Origin of the sequence: Phaeovulum sp., from assembly GCF_047638075.1 — a bacterium.
GTDB lineage: Bacteria > Pseudomonadota > Alphaproteobacteria > Rhodobacterales > Rhodobacteraceae > UBA6197.
Window position 1 is genome coordinate 14542 of sequence record NZ_JBLJBV010000097.1, and the last position, 19162, is coordinate 33703.

Annotated in this window: 15 protein-coding genes and 1 pseudogene; 9 read left to right on the plus strand and 7 right to left on the minus strand. The window is 63.8% G+C overall.

What is annotated here, in order from left to right:
* Window positions 1–94 precede the first annotated feature (94 nt).
* Genes hutU through hutI form a run of 4 tightly spaced genes read right to left on the minus strand, consistent with a single transcriptional unit; the run spans window position 95 to window position 5324 of the window.
* Window positions 95–1777, minus strand: coding sequence for a urocanate hydratase (hutU, locus tag ACM62R_RS14375; RefSeq protein ID WP_415184731.1), 1683 nt, complete (start codon window positions 1775–1777; stop codon window positions 95–97).
* Between the two features lie 9 nt (window positions 1778–1786).
* Entirely contained in the window at window positions 1787–2596 is an 810-nt protein-coding gene (gene hutG, locus ACM62R_RS14380; RefSeq protein WP_415184732.1) for an N-formylglutamate deformylase, read from the minus strand.
* A complete protein-coding gene (gene hutH / locus ACM62R_RS14385; protein WP_415184733.1) occupies window positions 2593–4131 on the minus strand; it encodes a histidine ammonia-lyase in 1539 nt (512 codons plus the stop codon). The genes hutG and hutH overlap by 4 nt, the downstream gene beginning before the upstream one ends.
* The gene (hutI, locus tag ACM62R_RS14390; protein ID WP_415184744.1) at window positions 4128–5324 is read right to left on the minus strand and encodes an imidazolonepropionase; all 1197 of its coding nucleotides are present in this window, start codon (window positions 5322–5324) and stop codon (window positions 4128–4130) included. Before hutI ends, hutH begins: the two co-directional genes overlap by 4 nt.
* Window positions 5325–5417: 93 nt before the next feature.
* Between hutI and ACM62R_RS14395 the strand changes: the two genes are divergently transcribed.
* Complete coding sequence (locus ACM62R_RS14395; RefSeq protein WP_415184745.1) at window positions 5418–6779, plus strand: formimidoylglutamate deiminase; 1362 nt, start codon at window positions 5418–5420, stop codon at window positions 6777–6779.
* A 6-nt stretch (window positions 6780–6785) separates the two neighbouring features.
* Here ACM62R_RS14395 and ACM62R_RS14400 read toward each other — a convergent pair whose 3' ends face one another.
* The gene (locus tag ACM62R_RS14400) at window positions 6786–7352 is read right to left on the minus strand and encodes a HutD family protein (protein WP_415184734.1); all 567 of its coding nucleotides are present in this window, start codon (window positions 7350–7352) and stop codon (window positions 6786–6788) included.
* 180 nt (window positions 7353–7532) lie between these two features.
* Between ACM62R_RS14400 and hdhA the strand changes: the two genes are divergently transcribed.
* The gene (gene hdhA, locus ACM62R_RS14405) at window positions 7533–8300 is read left to right on the plus strand and encodes a 7-alpha-hydroxysteroid dehydrogenase (protein ID WP_415184735.1); all 768 of its coding nucleotides are present in this window, start codon (window positions 7533–7535) and stop codon (window positions 8298–8300) included.
* A 111-nt stretch (window positions 8301–8411) separates the two neighbouring features.
* Here hdhA and ACM62R_RS14410 read toward each other — a convergent pair whose 3' ends face one another.
* Both ACM62R_RS14410 and ACM62R_RS14415 read right to left on the minus strand, forming a co-directional pair.
* Complete coding sequence (locus ACM62R_RS14410; RefSeq protein ID WP_415184736.1) at window positions 8412–10082, minus strand: acyl-CoA dehydrogenase family protein; 1671 nt, start codon at window positions 10080–10082, stop codon at window positions 8412–8414.
* A 45-nt stretch (window positions 10083–10127) separates the two neighbouring features.
* Window positions 10128–11357, minus strand: coding sequence for a class I SAM-dependent methyltransferase (locus ACM62R_RS14415; RefSeq protein ID WP_415184737.1), 1230 nt, complete (start codon window positions 11355–11357; stop codon window positions 10128–10130).
* A gap of 506 nt (window positions 11358–11863) precedes the next feature.
* Between ACM62R_RS14415 and ACM62R_RS14420 the strand changes: the two genes are divergently transcribed.
* The 7 genes and pseudogenes from ACM62R_RS14420 to ACM62R_RS14450 form a co-directional block, all read left to right on the plus strand.
* Entirely contained in the window at window positions 11864–12772 is a 909-nt protein-coding gene (locus ACM62R_RS14420) for an ABC transporter substrate-binding protein (RefSeq protein WP_415184738.1), read from the plus strand.
* Window positions 12765–13955, plus strand: a complete 1191-nt coding sequence (locus ACM62R_RS14425) for an ABC transporter permease (RefSeq protein WP_415184739.1) — start codon at window positions 12765–12767, stop codon at window positions 13953–13955. Before ACM62R_RS14420 ends, ACM62R_RS14425 begins: the two co-directional genes overlap by 8 nt.
* Window positions 13952–14887, plus strand: a complete 936-nt coding sequence (locus ACM62R_RS14430; RefSeq protein WP_415184740.1) for an ABC transporter ATP-binding protein — start codon at window positions 13952–13954, stop codon at window positions 14885–14887. The genes ACM62R_RS14425 and ACM62R_RS14430 overlap by 4 nt, the downstream gene beginning before the upstream one ends.
* The gene (locus ACM62R_RS14435; protein ID WP_415184741.1) at window positions 14884–15621 is read left to right on the plus strand and encodes an ABC transporter permease; all 738 of its coding nucleotides are present in this window, start codon (window positions 14884–14886) and stop codon (window positions 15619–15621) included. The genes ACM62R_RS14430 and ACM62R_RS14435 overlap by 4 nt, the downstream gene beginning before the upstream one ends.
* A gap of 33 nt (window positions 15622–15654) precedes the next feature.
* Window positions 15655–17310: an ABC transporter ATP-binding protein/permease gene (locus ACM62R_RS14440; protein WP_415184742.1), complete on the plus strand. Its 1656-nt coding sequence runs from the start codon at window positions 15655–15657 to the stop codon at window positions 17308–17310.
* 923 nt (window positions 17311–18233) lie between these two features.
* A pseudogene (locus tag ACM62R_RS14445) lies at window positions 18234–18828 on the plus strand (ATP-binding cassette domain-containing protein); the annotation flags it as partial.
* Between the two features lie 216 nt (window positions 18829–19044).
* Window positions 19045–19162 (plus strand): cytochrome ubiquinol oxidase subunit I (locus ACM62R_RS14450; RefSeq protein ID WP_415184746.1); only part of this gene is annotated, 118 nt, incomplete at its 3' end.

A 19162-nucleotide genomic window follows, 5' to 3' on the forward strand; every position in this document is an offset into this window, starting at 1 on the left:
GTTTTTCGCCGGCCGCGGTAGCAAGGGTCTGGCGCGATGGGGGCATTGCCCGCGCCGACAGGCGGGCAATGCACAAAGGTGCCAAGGGGCCGGCCTAGTTGCCCAAGATGGTTGGCAGCCGCAGGCCCCGTTCCCTGGCGCAATCCACGGCGATGTCATAGCCCGCATCGGCATGGCGCCACACGCCCGAGGCCGGGTCGTTCCACAAGACCCGCTCTAGCCGTTTTGCCGCCGCATCGGTGCCGTCCGCCACGATCACCACACCGGAATGCTGCGAAAAGCCCATGCCGACGCCGCCCCCGTGGTGAATGCTGACCCAGGTCGCGCCTGAGGCGGTATTGACCAGCGCATTCAGCAGCGGCCAGTCCGAAACCGCGTCCGAGCCATCTTTCATCGCCTCGGTTTCCCGGTTTGGCGACGCAACAGAGCCTGAATCCAGATGATCACGCCCGATCACGATCGGGGCCTTCAGCTCTCCGTTCTTGACCATTTCGTTGAACATCAGCCCGGCGCGGTGCCGGTCGCCAAGGCCAATCCAGCAGATCCGCGCGGGCAGACCCTGAAACGCGATCCGGTCTTGCGCCATATCCAGCCAGTTGTGCAGATGGGTGTTTTCAGGAAACAGCTTTTTCATCGCCGCATCGGTCTTGTAGATATCTTCGGGGTCGCCAGAAAGCGCCACCCAACGGAACGGCCCGATGCCTTTGCAAAAGAGTGGGCGAATGTAGGCAGGCACAAAACCGGGGAAGGCAAAGGCGTTCTCAAGCCCTTCTTCCAGCGCCACCTGCCGGATGTTGTTGCCGTAATCCAGCGTCGGCACGCCCGCGTTCCAGAAATCGACCATCGCGGCGACATGCACCTTCATGCTGGTGCGCGCGGCGGTTTCCACTGCTTTAGGGTCGCTTTCCTGCTTGGCGCGCCATTCGGCAACGGACCAGCCCTGCGGCAGATAGCCGTGCAGCGGGTCATGCGCCGAAGTTTGGTCGGTGACGATATCGGGGCGGGGCCCCCCGGCCTTCATCCGGGTCACCAGTTCGGCAAAGACATCGGCGGCGTTGCCCAAAAGGCCCACCGATTTTGCCTCGCCCTTGGCGGTCCAGTCGGCAATCAGTGCCAAGGCCTCGTCCAGCGTTTGTGCCTTGGCATCCACATAGCGGGTGCGCAGCCGAAAATCGATCCGGGTTTCGTCACACTCCACCGCCAGACAGCAGGCGCCGGCCATCACCGCCGCCAAAGGCTGCGCGCCGCCCATGCCGCCCAGCCCGCCGGTCAGAATCCATTTGCCCGTCAGATCGCCGCCAAAGTGCTGGCGCCCGGCCTCGGCAAAGGTTTCATAGGTGCCCTGCACGATGCCTTGGGTGCCGATATAGATCCAGGACCCGGCGGTCATCTGGCCGTACATCATCAGGCCCTTGCGGTCCAATTCGTTGAAGTGATCCCACGTTGCCCAATGCGGCACGAGGTTCGAGTTGGCGATCAGCACACGCGGCGCGTCCGTATGCGTGCGCACCACGGCCACGGGGCGGCCCGATTGCACCACCAGCGTCTCATCGTCTTCCAGATCCTTCAGCGTGGCAACGATACGGTCAAAATCGCCCCAGCTGCGTGTAGCGCGGCCAATGCCACCATAAACCACCAATTCATGCGGGTTTTCGGCCACATCGGGGTGCAGGTTGTTCATCAGCATCCGCATCGCGGCCTCGGTCTGCCAGCTTTTCGCGGTGATCTCGGGGCCGGTGGGGGGATAGATGTCGCGGGTATTCTTGCGGTCCAGCATGTCAGGCTCCTATGCGTGGGAAAGCGCGCCCGAGCGGGCAAGGGTATCAAGCGAGGTCAGGATTTGCGCCAGCACCGCGCGCAGCGGTTTGGCGGTATCGGGGGAATAGGCCCAAGGTGCCGCCTCGGCGGTCAGATAGGCGCGTTGGGCCAGCTCCATCTGGATGGCGTGGACGCCCGTTTCGGGCTGGCCATAGTGGCGCGTGGTCCAGCCGCCCTTGAAACGGCCGTTCAGCACGGCGTCAAACCCCGAGGCGGCAAAGCAGGGCTGTGCCACCGCCTGCGTTACCGGGTCGGCGCAGGTTTTTCCCTCATTGGTGCCGATGGAAAAGACCGGCAAAAGACCGGGAAACAGGAACGGAATTTCCGACCGGATCGAGTGGCAATCATAAACGATGGCCACCCCGTGGCGGGCCTTTACCCGCGCCACCTCGGCGGCGATTGCCGCGTGATAGGGGGCGTGGAATTCAACGGTGCGCTGTGCGATTTCATCGGCGCCGGGTTCCTGCCCGTCCTGCCAGATCGGGAGGCCGTCAAAATCTGTGGTCGGGCACAGGCCGGTGGTATTCTGGCCGGGGTAAAGCGAGGCGCCGGCCGGGTCGCGGTTGGCGTCAATCACATAGCGGTGAAAGGTTGCCTGCACCGTCGTCGCGCCGGGCAAAAGCCCATCGTAAAGCTGCGCGATATGCCAGTCCGTATCGGCAAGCGCGCGGCCCACCTCATTCAGCCTTGCGGTCAACGCCGGGGGCACAAATGTGCCACCATGGGGCATGCCCAAAATGATGGGGCTGTCGCCCTGATGGGTGATAAAGGGAGTCATGCTGATAGCTCCGGTAGGGTCAGACCCGCCGCTTTTGCCAAGGCACCATCGGCAATCAGTGCTGCGGCGGCGGCAAGATCGGGGGCCATATAGCGGTCATCGCCCAATGTCGCCACATCTTGGCGCAGCCGCGTCACGACGGCTCGCAGCGGGGCAGAGGTTTGCAGTGGCGCGCGGAAATCAACGCCTTGGGCGGCACAGATAGCCTCGACCCCCAGAATGACATTCAGGTTTGCCACCAGCTTGCCCAGACGCACCGCGCCGTGGGCGGCCATGCTGACATGGTCTTCCTGATTGGCAGAGGTGGGTGTGCTGTCAGTCACGCAGGGCATGGCGATGTGCTTGTTTTCCGACATCAAGGCCGCCGTCGTGACCTCTGCGATCATCAGACCTGAATTCAGGCCCGGATTGGGGGTCAGGAACGGCGGCAGGTTGAACGACAGGACCGGATCGACCATCAACGCCACGCGGCGCTGCGCGATTGCGCCAATCTCGGCCAAGGCCAACGCGATCATATCGGCGGCAAAACCCACGGGTTCGGCATGAAAGTTGCCGCCCGACACGATCAGCCCGGCCTTGGTCAGCACCAGCGGATTGTCGGTTGCGGCGTTCGCCTCAATCTCCAACGTGCGGGCGGCTTGGCGTAGCACGTCCATCGCGGCGCCGGTCACTTGCGGCTGACAGCGGATGCAATAGGGGTCCTGAACGCGGGCGTCGCCCTCCACATGGCTTTCGCGGATCTCGGACCCGTCCAGAAGCGCACGCATGAAACCTGCCGCCTCAATCTGGCCGGCATGGCCGCGCAGGCTGTGAATTTCGGGCTGCAAAGGCGCGGTCGACCCCATGATCGCATCCGTCGACAGCGCCGAGGTGACCAGCGCCGATTGCGCCGCATTCCAGCCGTCAAACAGCCCTGCAAGCGCGAAGGCGGTAGAAAACTGGGTGCCGTTGATGAACGCCAGCCCCTCTTTCGGGCCCAGCGGAATGGGCGCCAGGCCAGCGGCGGACAGCGCCTTGGCGCCCGGCATCACGCGGCCCTGATATTCGGCCATGCCCTCACCGATCAGCACGGCGGTCATATGCGACAGCGGCGCCAGATCGCCCGACGCCCCGACCGAGCCTTGCGCCGGAATAACCGGGGTGACGCCTTTTGCCAGCATCGCCTCGATCAGTTCGACAAATTCCCACCGCGCACCCGATGCGCCGCGCCCAAAGCTGAGCAGCTTCAGCACCATCACCAACCGCGCATGGCGGCGCGAAATCGGCTCGCCCACGCCGCAGCAATGCGACAGGATCAGGTTGCGTTGCAGCGTGGCGGTATCAGCCGGCGCAATGCGCATGGAGGCCAGTTTGCCAAAGCCGGTATTGACCCCGTAAACCGGCACATCACCCGCCGCGGCGGCCGCAATTGCCTTGGCCGCGTTCAGGATGCCGGGCTTGGCCGCGCGGTCCAGTGTGACGGCCAGTTCTTCGCGATAGACGCGGGCCAGTTGGGCCAGCGTGGTCTGGCCGGGGGTCAGGACAAGAGCACTCAAAGCGCGCCTCCGATGATGCGTTGATGAAGGGGGTTAAAGCCGATGCGATAGGCCAGCTCGGCCGGGTGGTCGCAGGCCCAAACGGCCAGATCGGCGGCTTGCCCCGGGGCCAGGGTGCCGCGATCCGTCAGGCCAAGCGCGCGGGCGGCGTGGATGGTAGCACCCGCCAGCGCCTCGGCCGGGGTCATGCGAAAGAGGGTGCAGGCCATGTTCATCGCCAGCAACAGCGATGACATCGGGGATGATCCGGGGTTCATGTCGGTCGCCACGGCCATCGCCACACCATGCTGGCGCAACAGATCAATCGGCGGCATCTGTGTTTCACGCAGGGTGTAAAACGCCCCCGGCAGGATCACCGCAACGGTGCCCGCCGCCGCCATCGCCTTTACCCCCGCCTCATCCAGGTATTCCAGATGATCGGCTGACATCGCGCCATAGCGTGCCGCCAGTGCCGCGCCGCCAAGATTGGACAGCTGTTCGGCATGTAGCTTGATCGGCAGGTCCAGCTCTTTCGCGACGACAAAGATCCGCTCCATCTGCGCCGGGCTAAAGGCGATGCCTTCGCAAAACCCGTCCACCGCGTCGACCAGCCCCTGTGCATGCGCAACCCGCAGGGTGGGGATGCACACTTCGTCAACATAGGCGTCAGCGCGGCCCTTGTATTCGGGCGGTATGGCGTGCGCGGCCAGATAGCTGGTGCGCACCAGAACCGGGCGCTTTGTGCCGATCGCACGGGCCGCGCGCAGCATCCGCAGCTCTGTATCGGCCTCCAGCCCGTAGCCGGACTTGATTTCAATGACCGAAACACCCTCAGCGATCATCGCATCCACAAACGGAAGGGCCGCCGCCACCAGCGCCTCTTGCGAGGCTTTTCTGGTCGCCGTCACGGTTGAGATGATGCCACCTCCGGCGCGAGCGACCTCTTCGTAGGTCGCCCCTTGCAGGCGCATCTCAAATTCCGCGGCACGGTTGCCGCCGTGGACGACATGGGTGTGGCAATCTATCAGCGCGGGCGTAATCAGCCGCCCGCCCATATCATGCACCATATATGCGCCATATTGCGCGGGCAGGTCGGATTGCGCGCCGACCCAGGCGATCCGACCCGATTCCAGCACCAGGGCGGCATCGTCGATCAGGCTATAGGCCTCTTTTTCGCCAAGCATTGTCGCGGCCCGGCATGCTGTCAAAACCACAGAGGTCTGTTGCACGTTTCATGCTCCACAAAGCTATTGCTGAGTCGATGTGTATTTAAGTATAAGCATTATGTCTACACATAAGGAGTCGCGATCGTGATTTTTGCCGAACATGCGTTGTTGCCCGGTGGATGGGCGCAAAAGGTCAGGATCAGTGCCGCCGACGGGCATATAACCGCGGTGACGCAGGGGGCTGCCGCCCAGCCGGGTGACACGATTGTGTCGGCCCTGCTGCCCGCGCTTTCCAACCTGCACAGCCACAGCTTTCAGCGCGCCATGGCCGGGATGACCGAACACCGCATCGCCGGGCGCGATAGTTTCTGGACCTGGCGCGATCTGATGTACCGGTTCCTTGACCGCCTTACGCCCGAACAGATGGAAGCCATCGCCGCGCTGGTGTTCATGGAAATGCAAGAGGCGGGCTATGCAGCGGTGGGCGAGTTTCACTATGTTCACCACCAGCCGGGCGGCGCGCCCTACGCCAGTATTGATGAGCTGTCGCAGCGTATCTTTGCCGCCGCCGGCCTGACCGGCATCGGGTTGACGCATCTGCCGGTGCTTTACAGCTATGGCGGCGCGGGCGAACAGCCCTTGGTGGCGGGCCAGTTACGGTTTGGCAATTCGGTTGACGGGTTTGCAAAACTGCTTGAGGCGGTGCGCGCAAGCGCCGCCACCCTGCCCCCCGATACCCGCGTCGGCATCGCCCCCCATTCGCTGCGCGCCACAAACCCCGCCGATCTTGCCCGCGCGCTGCCCCTTGCCGCCGGTGGGCCCATTCATATCCATGTGGCGGAACAGCCGAAGGAAGTGGCCGATATTTCCGCGTGGCTGGGCGCGCGCCCGGTGGAATGGCTGCTTGCCAACACACCCATCGGTGCTGATTGGTGCGCAATCCATGCCACCCACATGACCCCCGCTGAAACCGAGGCGCTGGCAAAAACCGGCGCCGTGGCCGGGCTTTGCCCGATCACCGAGGCCAATCTGGGCGACGGGCCATTCAACGGGCCGGGCTGGCTTGCCGCAGGTGGGGCGTTCGGTATCGGGTCAGACAGCAATGTGCGCATTTCCCTGACCGAAGAGCTGCGCACGCTGGAATACAGCCAGCGCCTGCGCGACATCGCGCGCAATGTGATGGTTGAAAAAGAGGGGTCCGTGGGGCAAGCGATTTATGTTGGCGCGGCAAAAGGCGGGGCGCAGGCGCTGGGGCGCAAGGCGGGTGAAATCGCGGTGGGCAACCTGGCCGATCTGACGGCGATTGACCTGTCGCATCAGACGCTATGCGCGCTGCGCCCTGATCAGATCCTTGACGGGCTGGCCTTTGCCGCCCCTGACACGGTCGTGACCGATCTTTGGTCAGCGGGGCGCCATCAGGTGCGGGCCGGGCGGCACGTTCACCGCGACCAGATCATCAGCGGCTGGCGCAAGGCGGTCAGTGGGCTTCTGGCCTCGATCTAAGCGGGCTCAGACCAGATCCAAGAGGCGTATCAACACACCCCTGGCCCCATCGGCCAGGGTAATTTCGCCCACACCCCCCGTGTCTGCCAGCGCAAAGGCCATGGCCGGCAGTGGGGTCTTGTCAACACTCACCTCCCCGGCAAGGCACAAAAACCCCGCCCACCCCGGCCCGATAGACATCTGGCACGGGCCGTCCAGAACCACCACCTCGGCACGCAAAAGACGCGCGTCATAGATCAGGTTCAGGTCCTTGATCGGCCCGTCGACCATGCGGCTGTCAATCGGCAATTCGCCCGAAAAGGCGACCGGTTTGCAGGGGCGCGCCTGCAAAATGCCCTCTGGCGTATGCAGATCAATGCCGTTGCCCTCGATCACCGTCAAAATCCGCGACATTCCGTCATACCGCGAAAATGGCCCGTCGGTCGCCACCTCGGCAATGCTTAGCCGCCAGCGCCAGCCCTGCGCCGTTTCGGCCTTGGCAATCTCATGCGTGATGCCGCCTCCGTTTTTCCAGGGGCTGGTCACATAGGTGTCGGGCGTCAAAATCTGAAACATCGCGGGTTCCTTTGCCATGTGTAGCCCAAATCATCGCGATCCCGGAAAACTGCAAGGGGGATGCCAGGGGAAATGATCACTGATCCTACCCGTTCAGGGCCTATAGCGCCGAAATTGACGCCGCATCACGATGACCCGCCCCCTTTTATTTTTCTTTTCATGCACGATATGCCAGCAAGGATGAAAAGGAATTGATGAATGTATAACAAGGCGGATTTTGAACTGAGCGGGCAGGTTGCCGTCATTACCGGCGCGGGGGCAGGTATTGGCCGCGCGATTGCCGAAACCTTTGCCGCCGCTGGCGCTGCCGTCATGGTCAGCGACCGTGATCTGGCGGCTGCCACCACTGTTGCAACCGCAATCGGCGCGCAGGGCGGCAAGGCTGCGGCAATGGCCTGTGACGTTACGAAAGAAGAGGATCTGGCCGGCCTGATCGGGCAAACGGTGCAGCGTTTCGGTGGGCTGAACATTTTGGTCAGCAACGCCGGCGGGGGCGGGCCAAAGCCCTTTGACATGCCGATGGCCGATTTTCGCCGCGCCTATGATCTGAACGTGTTTTCATTGTTCCGGCTGGCCCAGATTGCCGCGCCCGAAATGGAAAAGGTGGGCGGTGGCGCGATGCTGGCGATCACCTCGATGGCGGGCGAGAACAAGAATAAGCGCATGGCCTCTTACGGATCGTCCAAGGCGGCCACCAACCACCTGATCCGCAACATCGCCTTTGACCTTGGCCCGATGGGCATTCGCGTCAACGGTATCGCCCCCGGCGCCACCCGCACAGATGCGCTGAAATCCGTGCTGAATGACGAAATTGAAAAGAAGATGCTGACCAATACGCCGATCAACTGCCTTGGCGAGCCGCAAGACATGGCCAACGCCGCGCTGTTTCTTTGCGCCCCTGCGGCAAGCTGGATCAGCGGGCAGATCCTGACCGTCTCGGGCGGGGGTGTTCAGGAACTGGATTAGGCTACATTTGCTGCCAGTTCCGGTTTGGGCTGTGTTATTCGGCCTTCGGGGGGGTGACCTGACCCATGGTGCGAATGGGCGCCCCAATGGCCATAGCCCTTGAAAGGGGTATCAGCTTTCCGGGGCTATGCGTTCGATGATATCGTCCAGCGCACAGCCCTGTGGCAGCGCGCCAAACATGCCGCCATAGCGCCCGGCCAGGCGCGAGGCGCAAAATGCATCGGCCACCTCTGCCGACCCTTGGCACAGCAAGGCGCCCTGAAGCGTCAGGGCCATCTTGCAGCCGATATCGCGCATTCGGCCCTCTTGCCCGTCTTTCATCGCCAGATCGGCGCGCAGATCATCAATCGCGCGGTCCAGAAACCCGTTGTAACCGCGCGCCTGTTCAAGCTCTTTGAACACCGCAGACAAGGTTTCGGGCGTGCGCGTCAGCGCGCGCAAAATATCAAGGGCCAGAACATTGCCCGAGCCTTCCCAGATGCTGTTCACGGGCGCCTCACGGTATAGGCGCGGCATGATGCTTTCCTCAATATACCCCGACCCGCCATGACATTCCAGCGCCTCTGCCACCAGCGAAGGGGCGCGTTTGCAGTTCCAGTATTTTGCAAGCGCGGTGCCGACCCGCGCGATAGATTGCGCATCCGCATCCTTTTCGGCGTTGTCCATCGCACCGGCAACCCGCAGCGCCAGCGCCAGGGCGGCCTCAACCTCGATGGCCATATCGGCCAGCACCGCCCGCATCAGTGGTTGATCCACCAGCCGCCGTTGAAACGCCGACCGATGCCGCGTGTGGTGCAGCGCCTGCCGTAGCGCCTGCCGCATCAGCCCGGCCGAAGACGCCGCGCAAGTCATGCGGTTGCCGGTCACCATGTCGATGATCGTGCGGATACCGCGCCCTTCATCGCCAACCATCCGGCCATGAACGTCGCTAAACTCCATCTCGACCGTGGCGTTGGAGCGGTTACCCAGTTTGTCCTTGATCCGCTGAATGAACAGCGCATTGCGCGACCCGTCCGGCCGCCACCGGGGCACCAGAAAGCACGACAGATCCTGCCCTGCCGTCCGCGCCAGCACCAAAAACGCGTCGCACATCGGGGCCGAGCAGAAAAATTTGTGACCGTGCAAACGATAGTCGGCCCCCATGCCGGTTGCAGTGCCGATTGGCGTGGCCGTTGTGGAAATCGCCCGCACGTCAGATCCGCCCTGCTTTTCCGTCATGAACATGCCAAAAAGCGCGCCGGTCTTTTCGCCGGCAGGAATATCGCGGGGGTCATAATCGGTGGACAGGATGCGCGGCATCCATTCATCCGCAACCCCGGGTGCCGCGCGCAAGGCCGGGACGACCGAATAGGTCATTGACATCGGGCACATCACGCCGCCTTCCGGCTGACTGAACATATAGGTCAGCGCCGCCATGCCCACATGACCGCCCGCGCCGCCATGCGCCCAAGGGAAATTATGCACCTTTTGGGACACGGCAAGGCGCATCAGATCGTGATAGGCCGGGTGAAATTCAACCTGATTGATCCGCATCCCCTGACGGTCAAAGGCGCGCAATTCCGGCCCGTGCCGGTTGGCCTGATCGGCCTTCTCGAAAACCTCTGCCGCGCCAAAGACCTTACCGGTCGCTGCCAAATGAGAAATGATCGACGGCCCGCCCAAACGCCCCGCCCATTCACGCAAGGCCAGATCATCAGCCCAAAGATCCTGATCACCGATATCGATGGGAACGTTGAAAACCTCGTGGGTGGGCAGTATCGCAATCGGGTCGCGGGGGGTCATGGTGGTCCTTTCCAAAACCGGGGTTTCCCGGCAAGGGTGCGCAGTTCATTCGGCGGCCAGCCGTTCGCTGTCTGCCTGATCGCCCGAATAAAGGTAGTCGCGCGTCAGCGGCACCGCATCCTGACGCCGCGCCAGTTGCACCTGAAACACCACCTGCCGCCCGGCCCGAAACGTCAGCTCCGACGTCACCAGATAAAAGCGCCACATCCGGCAGAACCGTTCGTCATAAAGCGCGCGGGCGGCACCTTCATTCGCTTCAAACCGGGCCAGCCAGTGGCGCAGCGTTTCGGCGTAATGCAGCCGCCAGACCTCAATATCGGTCGGCCAAAGATCCTCTCGCTCAACCCCGTTCATCAGTTCTGATAGCGCGGGCACATAGCCACCGGGAAAAATATACTTGCGAATCCACGGCCCGGTGCTGCTGGGGGGGGCCGCGCGCCCGATCGAGTGGATAAGCGCCACCCCGTCTTCGGTCAGCAACTCTCGCACCCGGCGAAAGAATGTCCGGTATTGCGGCACGCCGACATGTTCAAACATGCCAACTGAAACGATCCGGTCATAGGTGCCGCCCAGTTCGCGGTAATCGGCCAGCGCAAAGGTGACCTGCCCTGCAAAGCCCTCGCGCTTTGCCCGCGCCGTCGCGTAGGCGTATTGTTCCTGTGACAGGGTGATGCCGTGCACCGATACGCCGTGATCACGCGCAAGGCTGATCGCAAGGCCGCCCCAGCCGCAGCCGATATCCAGCACCCGCATTCCGCGCTGCAACCGCAATTTGGCGGCGATATGCGCCTTTTTTTGCTGTTGCGCCTGTTCGAGGGTATCGGACGAGTGGCGGAAATAGGCGCAGGAATACTGGCGGTCGGCATCCAGAAACAGATCGTATAATTTGCCTGACAAATCATAGTGATGCGCGACATTATGCCGGGACCTTCGCATCGGGTTGAACTGTTGAACCTTTCGCAGCGCGTGCTGGATGATCAGATCGGGCCGGTCCCAGGTTGGCGCGCGCGTTGCGGGAAGGTTGCGGATGATGAAATCCATGAACCCGTAAAGATCATCCCCTTCGATCAGCAAGGTGCCATCGGTATAGGCTTCGCCCAGGGCCAGTTCTGGATTCATGACCAGCCGCCTTGGGAGGGATGGATCGGTCATATGGACCGTGTAGCGCGGCGGGCCGCTGCCATAGTCCTGGTAGCTGGCGTCTGGATACCAAAGCCGCATCGCGCCCTGCACGATCATCTGCCTTAGTCTGTGATCAAGCAATCTTACCCACATGTCGTCCCCACAAAGTGCCGTTGGACATACCATTGCCGGGAATGCTAACGCGACCAGCGTGGTCGGGCCCCGCATCATGGGGCCGGGCGGGCGCCTGTCTTTGCGCTGTCGCCAATACCGCCACAAAGGGCATCAGCGCCCTTCCATTTGGTGTTCTGCGCGCCGCGAAACGGCTGAAACCATATGTTTCCCCGTACAAACGATGAAGATAGTGTGCCGCAGGATAGGCATTTCGGCAAGGGTGCAGCCGGGGGGGCGCGTTCAATTTACCGCGCGGTTTACCGCGCGGTGCCCCATGTCGGGCGCATGTCGGGCGCACCGCCAAAGTCATTGCCAAGCCGATATTCAACCCTTGACGGCAAAAGCCGCAATCTGGCTTACTTGCAACGCCCGACCCTCGTATCGGCGTCGCTGTGCCGCGATGAACCGCGCCGGCGCAAAATACTGGACCTGCCGGAACACTCTCCTAGGTGTAGGAGTTAATTGGAAAACAGGAGCATTTCGCCATGATCGCAAACAAATTCCTCGCAACTCTGGGCCTTGCCGCCGGCTTTGCATCGGTCGCGCAGGCGGATATCACCGTTTCGTCGAAAATTGACACCGAAGGCGGGTTGCTGGGCAATGTCATCGCCCTCGCGCTAGAGGATGCGGGCCTGCCGGTGGTGCGCCGGTTGCAGCTTGGCGGCACGCAGGTAGTGCGAGAGGCGCTGTTGGCCGACCAGATCGACATCTACCCAGAATATACCGGCAACGCGGCCTTCTTTTTCAACGAGGCCGATAGTAACGTCTGGAAAAACGCCACTGCGGGTTATGAGCGCGCCAAGGAATTGGACGACGAGGCCAATCAGATCGTCTGGTTGCAACCGGCACCTGCCAACAACACCTGGGCGATTGCCGTAACCGGCCCCGTGGCCGACGAAAACGGCCTTGTCACGATGAGCGACTTTGGCGAATGGGTGTCAGATGGTGGCACGGTAAAGCTGGCGGCTTCGACCGAATTCGTTTCCTCGCCGTCGGTGCTTCCGGCGATGCAGGCGGCCTATGGGTTTGAGCTGAGCGAAGATCAGATGGTCATTCTGTCGGGGGGCGATACGGCGGCCACCATTCAAGCGGCGGCGCGCGGCACGTCGGGCGTGAACGCGGCGATGGTTTACGGCACCGATGGTGGGGTGGGCGCCACCGGGCTGGTCGTGATGGCCGATGACAAGGGCGTGCAGCCCGTCTACGAGGCCACCCCCATTGTGCGCGCCGACGTGCTAAAGGAATACCCCGCAATTGCCGATGTTTTGAACCCGATCTTTGCAGATCTTGACCTGACCACGCTGCAAAAGCTGAATGGCCGGATTCAGGTTGGCGGCGAACCGGCCGAGGCCGTCGCGCGCGATTATCTGACCCAGACCGGCGTGCTTGACTGATCTGGTGCCCGTCGCGCGCCCGATGGGGCGAAACCTGTCACCTCCGGGTGTGCTGTTTGCGGTGCTGGGGCTTTTGTCGCTGTTGCTGCCGTTTGTCACGCTGCGGGCAAACCGGATCGTGGCGGGCGACGGCGCCGCCCCGTGGGAGGTTGCGGGGCCTTTTATCGTAACCGCTTCTTTGCTGGCGATCGCGGGGGGGTTGGCCTGTGGCCTTGTCCAGATACGCCCCGCGCTGCGGTTTGTGGGTAGTCTGGCCTGCCTTGGGGGGGTGTTTGTGTTGCTGTCACAAGGGTCCGCGAACCTGCTGGATGGCGCCGGCACCCTTGCCCGCGTGTCGCCTGCGGCGGGTTTTTGGTGCCTCTTGTCGGTGGCGCTGTTGCTGATGGCCGATGCGATTGGCGGGCTGCGCCCCGGCCCGGGGTTGCGGCTGGCGCTTTTGCTGTTCGTGTTGGCGGGCCTGTTTGCGCTTTTATCGTCTGGCGCGCTGGAACACCTTTCCCCCATGCAGGAATACCGCGCCCGCGAGGCCGGTTTCAGAACCGCCGCATCGCGCCATGTGGCGCTGGCGTTTGGGTCGCTTGCGGTTGCGGCGGCGATCGGCTTTCCGCTGGGGATTGTGTGCCACCGTCGCCCCGGTTTGCGTACGGCAACCATCCCGGTGCTAAGCTTTTTGCAAACCATCCCGTCACTGGCGATGTTTGGCATCATGATCCCGATTCTGGGCTGGGTCGGTGACGCCGTGCCCGGCGCGCATGCCATGGGCATTGCGGGAATTGGCTTTGCCCCGGCCTTCGTGGCGCTGTTGCTTTATTCGCTGTTGCCGGTGGTTTCCAACACGGTCGCGGGGCTGGGGTCTGTCCCGCCCCCCAGCGTCGAGGCTGCGCGGGGCATGGGCATGACCCTGCGCCAACGCCTCTGGACGGTGGAACTGCCGCTGGCCTTTCCGGTAATTCTGGCAGGGCTGCGCATCGTGCTGGTGCAAAACATCGGGCTTGCGGTGATTGCCGGGCTGATTGGCGGCGGCGGGTTTGGCACTTTCGTCTTTCAGGGTCTGAACCAGACGGCCACGGACCTGATCTTGCTGGGGGCGCTGCCCACGGTTTTCATGGCGCTGGTCGCGGCGATCCTGATGGATATTCTTGTCGACCTTGCGCAACGCACGCCAAAACGGGGAAACCCATGATCGAAATTGACCGGATAACAAAGATCTACAATGGCGCCCCTGCCGTTGATGCCGTGTCGATGCTGATTGAGACCGGGACCATCACCGTTGTCGTTGGCACGTCGGGGTCGGGCAAGACCACGCTTTTGCGGATGATCAACCGGCTGGTTGAACCGACCTCGGGCGAGGTGCGGATCAACGGCGAGCCGACGCACGCGGTTGCCCCGCATATCCTGCGCCGCCGGATTGGCTATGCGATTCAGGGCAACGGGCTTTTCCCGCATCAAACGGTGGCGCGCAACATCGCCGCCGTGCCGCGCCTTCTGAATTGGCCCGCCGACAGGATCAGCGCCCGCGTGGATGAATTGCTGGCCCTGTTCGGCATGGAGCCCGGCGAATTCCGGGGCCGCTATCCGCAGGAACTGTCGGGCGGGCAGCAACAGCGGGTGGGGGTGGCGCGGGCCTTGGCCTCGCGCCCCGATCTTTTGCTGATGGACGAGCCGTTCGGCGCGCTTGACCCCATCATCCGGGCCCGCGCGCAACACGATCTGCGGCAGATTCAGCGCAAGCTGGGCTCAACCATCGTGCTGGTCACCCATGACATGGATGAGGCGATCTTGCTGGGGGATCGGGTGGGGGTGATGGATCAGGGCCGGCTGATCCAATACGGCCCGCCGCAGGATATTGTCGCGCGGCCCGTAAATGGGTTTGTCGCGGACATGGTGGGCGACGCGGAACGCCCGATGCGGCTTTTGTCGCTGATACCCGTTGGTGATCTGGCCGAGGCAGGCCCCGCCGAGGGCAAGGCGCTGCCCGCCACGGCCAGCCTGCGTGATGCGCTGTCGGCCTGTCTTTGGTCGGGCCATGACGCGGTGCCGGTGGAACGTGACGGACTGGGCATCGGGCGCGTCACGCTGGCGGCAATCCGCAACCGCGTCAGGCAGCAGGCATGAAAGCGGCCACACTTATCCGCGCCGGGCTTTTTGCGCTGCTGGCGGCACTGGTGCTGCGACCGGCCGCCTTTGGCTGGATGTTCAGGCCGTTTGCGCCGCCCGGCGGGCCGGTGATCTATGATCGCAGCTCGCTTTTGTCATTGTCGCTGAACCATCTGGCGCTGGTCGCATTGGCCAGCCTTGCGGCCACGCTGGTAGCGGTTGCGCTGGCCATTTTCGTCACCCGGCCTGCGGGCGCGGCCTTTCGCCCGCTATCGCGCACCATCACCAATATCGGCCAGTCCTTTCCACCGGTTGCGGTGCTGGCGCTGGCGGTCCCTGCGCTTGGCTTTGGCGCCAAACCAACGCTGGTTGCACTGTTTTTATATGGGCTGCTGCCGATTTTCGAAAATGCCCTGACTGCGCTATCAACCCTTCCGCCCCGCACGATGGAGGCCGCACGCGGCATGGGCCTTGACCGTTGGCAGCGGCTGATGCAGGTGGAATTGCCGCTGGCCGCCCCGGTCATTCTGGCCGGTATCCGTGTTTCGGTGATGATCGCGCTTGGCACCGCAACGATCGGGTCAACCGTGGCGGCAAAGACGCTGGGCGAGGTGATCATTGCGGGCCTGCTGACCAATAACACGGCCTTTGTGCTGCAAGGCGGCCTGACGGTCGGCCTGTTGGCGATGCTGATCTACGACACGTTTGCGCAGATAGAAGGCCGCATGGTGCGCCGTCGCGCCGCGGTGTAGCCTCATGCTGCATGACATGAGGGCGCAGGTCTGGTGCAGGGCAAAAACGCAAAGGGTTCAGGGGGTGACGCGGTCTGGTTGATGCGGCCGGGCCGGGCGTCATTGCGCCGGGCGGTTGCCGGGTCGGTTCTGGCGGGGCTGGTCTGGCCGTTGCAGGCGGCGGTGGTGGCTGTCACCTTGGGCGGGCTGTTGGCGGGCAATGCGCCTGCCCCGCTGATCGCTGCGGCAGGGTTTGCGGTGCTGGGGCTTTTGCGCGCAGCCCTTGCGCTTTGGGCCGATACGCATGCGCAAACCGCAGCCGAGCTGATCGTGACCCACGCCCGCGCCGGTATCATCGCGTCCGAGGCAGGGCGCGGCGCGGACAGCCCCTTTGGCGGCGCGGGCAGTATCGCCGCACTGGCCGGTGAAAAGCTGGATCTGCTGGTGCCCTATGTCACGCGCTACAGCCCGGCGCGCGCCCGGGTCATGGTTCTGCCGATCGTCATTTTCGTGCTGGCGCTATCGCAATCCTGGGCGGTTGCGGCCGTGTTTTTAGTCTCTGGGCCGCTGATTCCGGTGTTCATGGCGCTTGTGGGCCTTGCCGCGAAAGAGACCAGCGCCCGCCAGATGGCCGAAATGGGCACCTTGAACGACCTGCTGGTCGAGCGGCTTTCAGCGCTGGTTGACATCCGCCTGCTGGGTGCCGGTGATACTGTTCTGGCCGGGTTTGCTACCAAGGCCGGGCAGTTGCGCCACCGCACCATGGCGGTGTTGCGCATCGCCTTTCTGTCCTCGACCGTTCTGGAACTGTTCGCCGCCATCGGGGTTGCGATGGTCGCCGTTTACGTCGGGTTTTCATTATTGGGGCTGTTGGGGTTTGGCGCCTGGGGCGGCGCGATTTCGCCCGAGGCGGGGATATTTCTGTTGTTGCTGGCGCCCGAGTTTTATCAGCCGCTGCGCGATCTGGGCACCGCCTGGCACGACAAGGCCGCAGCCGAGGCGGTGATGGCCGAACTGGCCGCCTGGCGCGCCGCCAAAACCGCAAATCTGCCGGGCACTGGCGGACGCGCCGCCCCCCTGCCCGGCCCGGCCAGCATCATGCTGCGCGATTGCGTCACCCCGGATGGCATTGCCTTGCCCGATATCCAGATTGCACCGGGGGAGACGGTGGCGCTGGTGGGGCCAAGCGGGGCGGGAAAAACCTCGGCGTTGCGGCTGATGGCGGGGCTAAGCCTGCCTCTGGCCGGGCAGGTGGTGGTCGCGGGGCTGGCCCTGACGGATGAGGTTGCAGACAACTGGCGCGCCCGTTTGGGGTGGATGCCACAGGCACCGCATTTCATGCAGGCCAGCCTGCGCCAGAACCTGACACTGGGCCGTGTGGGTGACCTTGACGGCGCCATCACATCGGCGGCGATCAAGGGCGTTATTGCCGGATTGCCACAGGGTTTGAACACCCGGTTGGGGGAAACCGGCACTGGTCTTTCGGGCGGCGAGGCGCGGCGCGTGACGCTGGCCCGCGCCCTATATGCGGCACCCGATGTGATCCTCGCGGATGAGCCGACGGCCAATCTGGACGCCGCTACCGCCGCGCTGGTGACCAAGGCGCTGCTGGCTGCGGCTGCGCGCGGTGCCACGCTGGTGGTGGCTACCCACGATCCGGCGTTGGCGGCGCGGATGGGCCGCGTGATCCGCTTTGGGGTGCGGGAATGAGTGCGCTTTTCCACATCTTCGCACTGATCCTGCGCGATCAGCGGGTGGCCTTGCTGCGGGGTGCGTTGCTGGGGTTTTTGGTGCTGGTTATGGGGGCGGCGCTTTTGGGGCTGTCGGGGTGGTTCATCACGGCGGCGGCGGCGGCCGGTCTGGCGGGTACGGGGGCGGTGTTTGATGTCTTTCGACCCTCGGCGCTGGTGCGGTTCTTGGCGCTTGGCCGTGCGGCGGCGCGCTATGGCGAGCGGGTCTTGACCCATGACGCAACGCTGCGCGCGCTGGAAACCCTGCGATTGCGGCTGTTGGCGGGGCATCTGGCCGCCCCCCATGCCCGGATGATCCGGGTTCGCAGTGCCGAGGCGTTGAACCGCCTGACCGCCGATATAGACGCGTTGGACGGGGTTTCACTGCGGCTGGTGCTGCCGGTCGTATCGGGTATTGCGGCGCAGGTTCTGGGGTTTGCGGCGCTGGCGTGGCTGGTGTCGCCCCTGATCGCGGCGTGGGTTGCGGGTGGGTATCTGCTGGGCAGCGTCGCCATATTCTGGCGCGTGTCGCGGCGTGCCGTGCCGCTATCACGCCGGGCAGAGGTGGCGCATCAGGCCTTTCGCACCCGTTTGATTGACATGATCCGCGCCCGGCGCAATCTGGCGGTGCATGGCCAGCTTATCGCCCAGCGGGACGCCGTATCGCAGGCCGAGGCGCGCCGATATGCCCTGCGCCGCGCGTTGGACCGCAATGAGCGGCGCGCGGGGGCCGCGCTTTCGGCGCTGGCATCGCTGGTGGCGGCGGGGGCGCTTGGGCTTGGGGTGGCGCTGGTCCAAAACGGTCAGTTGGGCGCAGCCTATGCCGCGTTGGGGTTTTTTACCGCACTGGCACTGGCCGAGACGGTCGCCCCCCTGCGCCGTGCCGTTGCCGATCTGGGCCGGATGGCAGATGCCGCGCGCCGGGTTCGGTGCGACCTTTCACCCGCCCCCGCACCGGTTGCGACCGGCACCCCCGGCGCGGCACTGGCGCTAAATGCGGTGACGCTGCATCGGCATCAGACGGCGCAGCCCATCGTATCGGGGCTGTCGCTGAAGGTGGCGCCGGGTCAGACGGTGGCCATTGCCGGGCATAGCGGCGTGGGCAAATCGACCCTATTGCAGGCGATTGCAGGGTTGCACCCGATTGCAGCCGGGCAGATCAGTCTGGGCGGGGTCGTGGTCAGCGATTGTGCGGAACCGGCGTTGCGGGCCGCGCTGACCCTTGTGCCCCAGCGCAGCGCACTGATGGCCGGAACCGTGGCCGAGGCGCTGCGGCTGGCCGCCCCCGACGCGGATGAGCCGGCGCTGTGGCAGGCGCTGGCGGCAGTGCGGCTGGACCCGGTGATCCGCGCGCGGGGGGGCTTGGGCACCCCGCTTGGTCCGCATGGCGAGGGGTTATCAGGTGGCGAAGGCCGCCGCCTGGCCCTTGCCCGCGCCCTTTTGCGCCAACCCGCGGTCTTGTTGCTGGACGAGCCTACCGAAGGGCTGGATGATGCCACCGCCAAGGCGGTTTTGCGGGGTATCCGAAACGCCCTGCCCCAGGCGGTGATTGTGATCGCCGCGCACAAAGCCATCGAGACCGACTTTGCCGACCGCATCGTCACCCTGACATAGCGGCAAATAAATGGCCGCAGGTTGATCTAGGTTAAAGCTCGACTTTTTCTAATCCGATAATATATTCGCAAAGACGAATTTATTATGGGGACCGGTCGCTATGGAATTTGGCCTTGTAGAGCTGTCGCGCCTGCAATTCGCGATGACAGCGATGTACCACTTTCTTTTCGTGCCGCTGACATTGGGCCTTTCGGTGATCATTGCGATCATGGAAACGG

Coding starts and splice junctions, on each gene's coding strand:
- hutU (WP_415184731.1), bottom strand. CDS start 1,777: ATGCTGGACCGCAAGAATACCCGCGACATCTATCCCCCCACCGGCCCC.
- hutG (WP_415184732.1), bottom strand. CDS start 2,596: ATGACTCCCTTTATCACCCATCAGGGCGACAGCCCCATCATTTTGGGC.
- ACM62R_RS14400 (WP_415184734.1), bottom strand. CDS start 7,352: ATGGCAAAGGAACCCGCGATGTTTCAGATTTTGACGCCCGACACCTAT.
- hdhA (WP_415184735.1), top strand. CDS start 7,533: ATGTATAACAAGGCGGATTTTGAACTGAGCGGGCAGGTTGCCGTCATT.
- ACM62R_RS14410 (WP_415184736.1), bottom strand. CDS start 10,082: ATGACCCCCCGCGACCCGATTGCGATACTGCCCACCCACGAGGTTTTC.
- ACM62R_RS14415 (WP_415184737.1), bottom strand. CDS start 11,357: ATGTGGGTAAGATTGCTTGATCACAGACTAAGGCAGATGATCGTGCAG.
- ACM62R_RS14420 (WP_415184738.1), top strand. CDS start 11,864: ATGATCGCAAACAAATTCCTCGCAACTCTGGGCCTTGCCGCCGGCTTT.
- ACM62R_RS14430 (WP_415184740.1), top strand. CDS start 13,952: ATGATCGAAATTGACCGGATAACAAAGATCTACAATGGCGCCCCTGCC.
- ACM62R_RS14435 (WP_415184741.1), top strand. CDS start 14,884: ATGAAAGCGGCCACACTTATCCGCGCCGGGCTTTTTGCGCTGCTGGCG.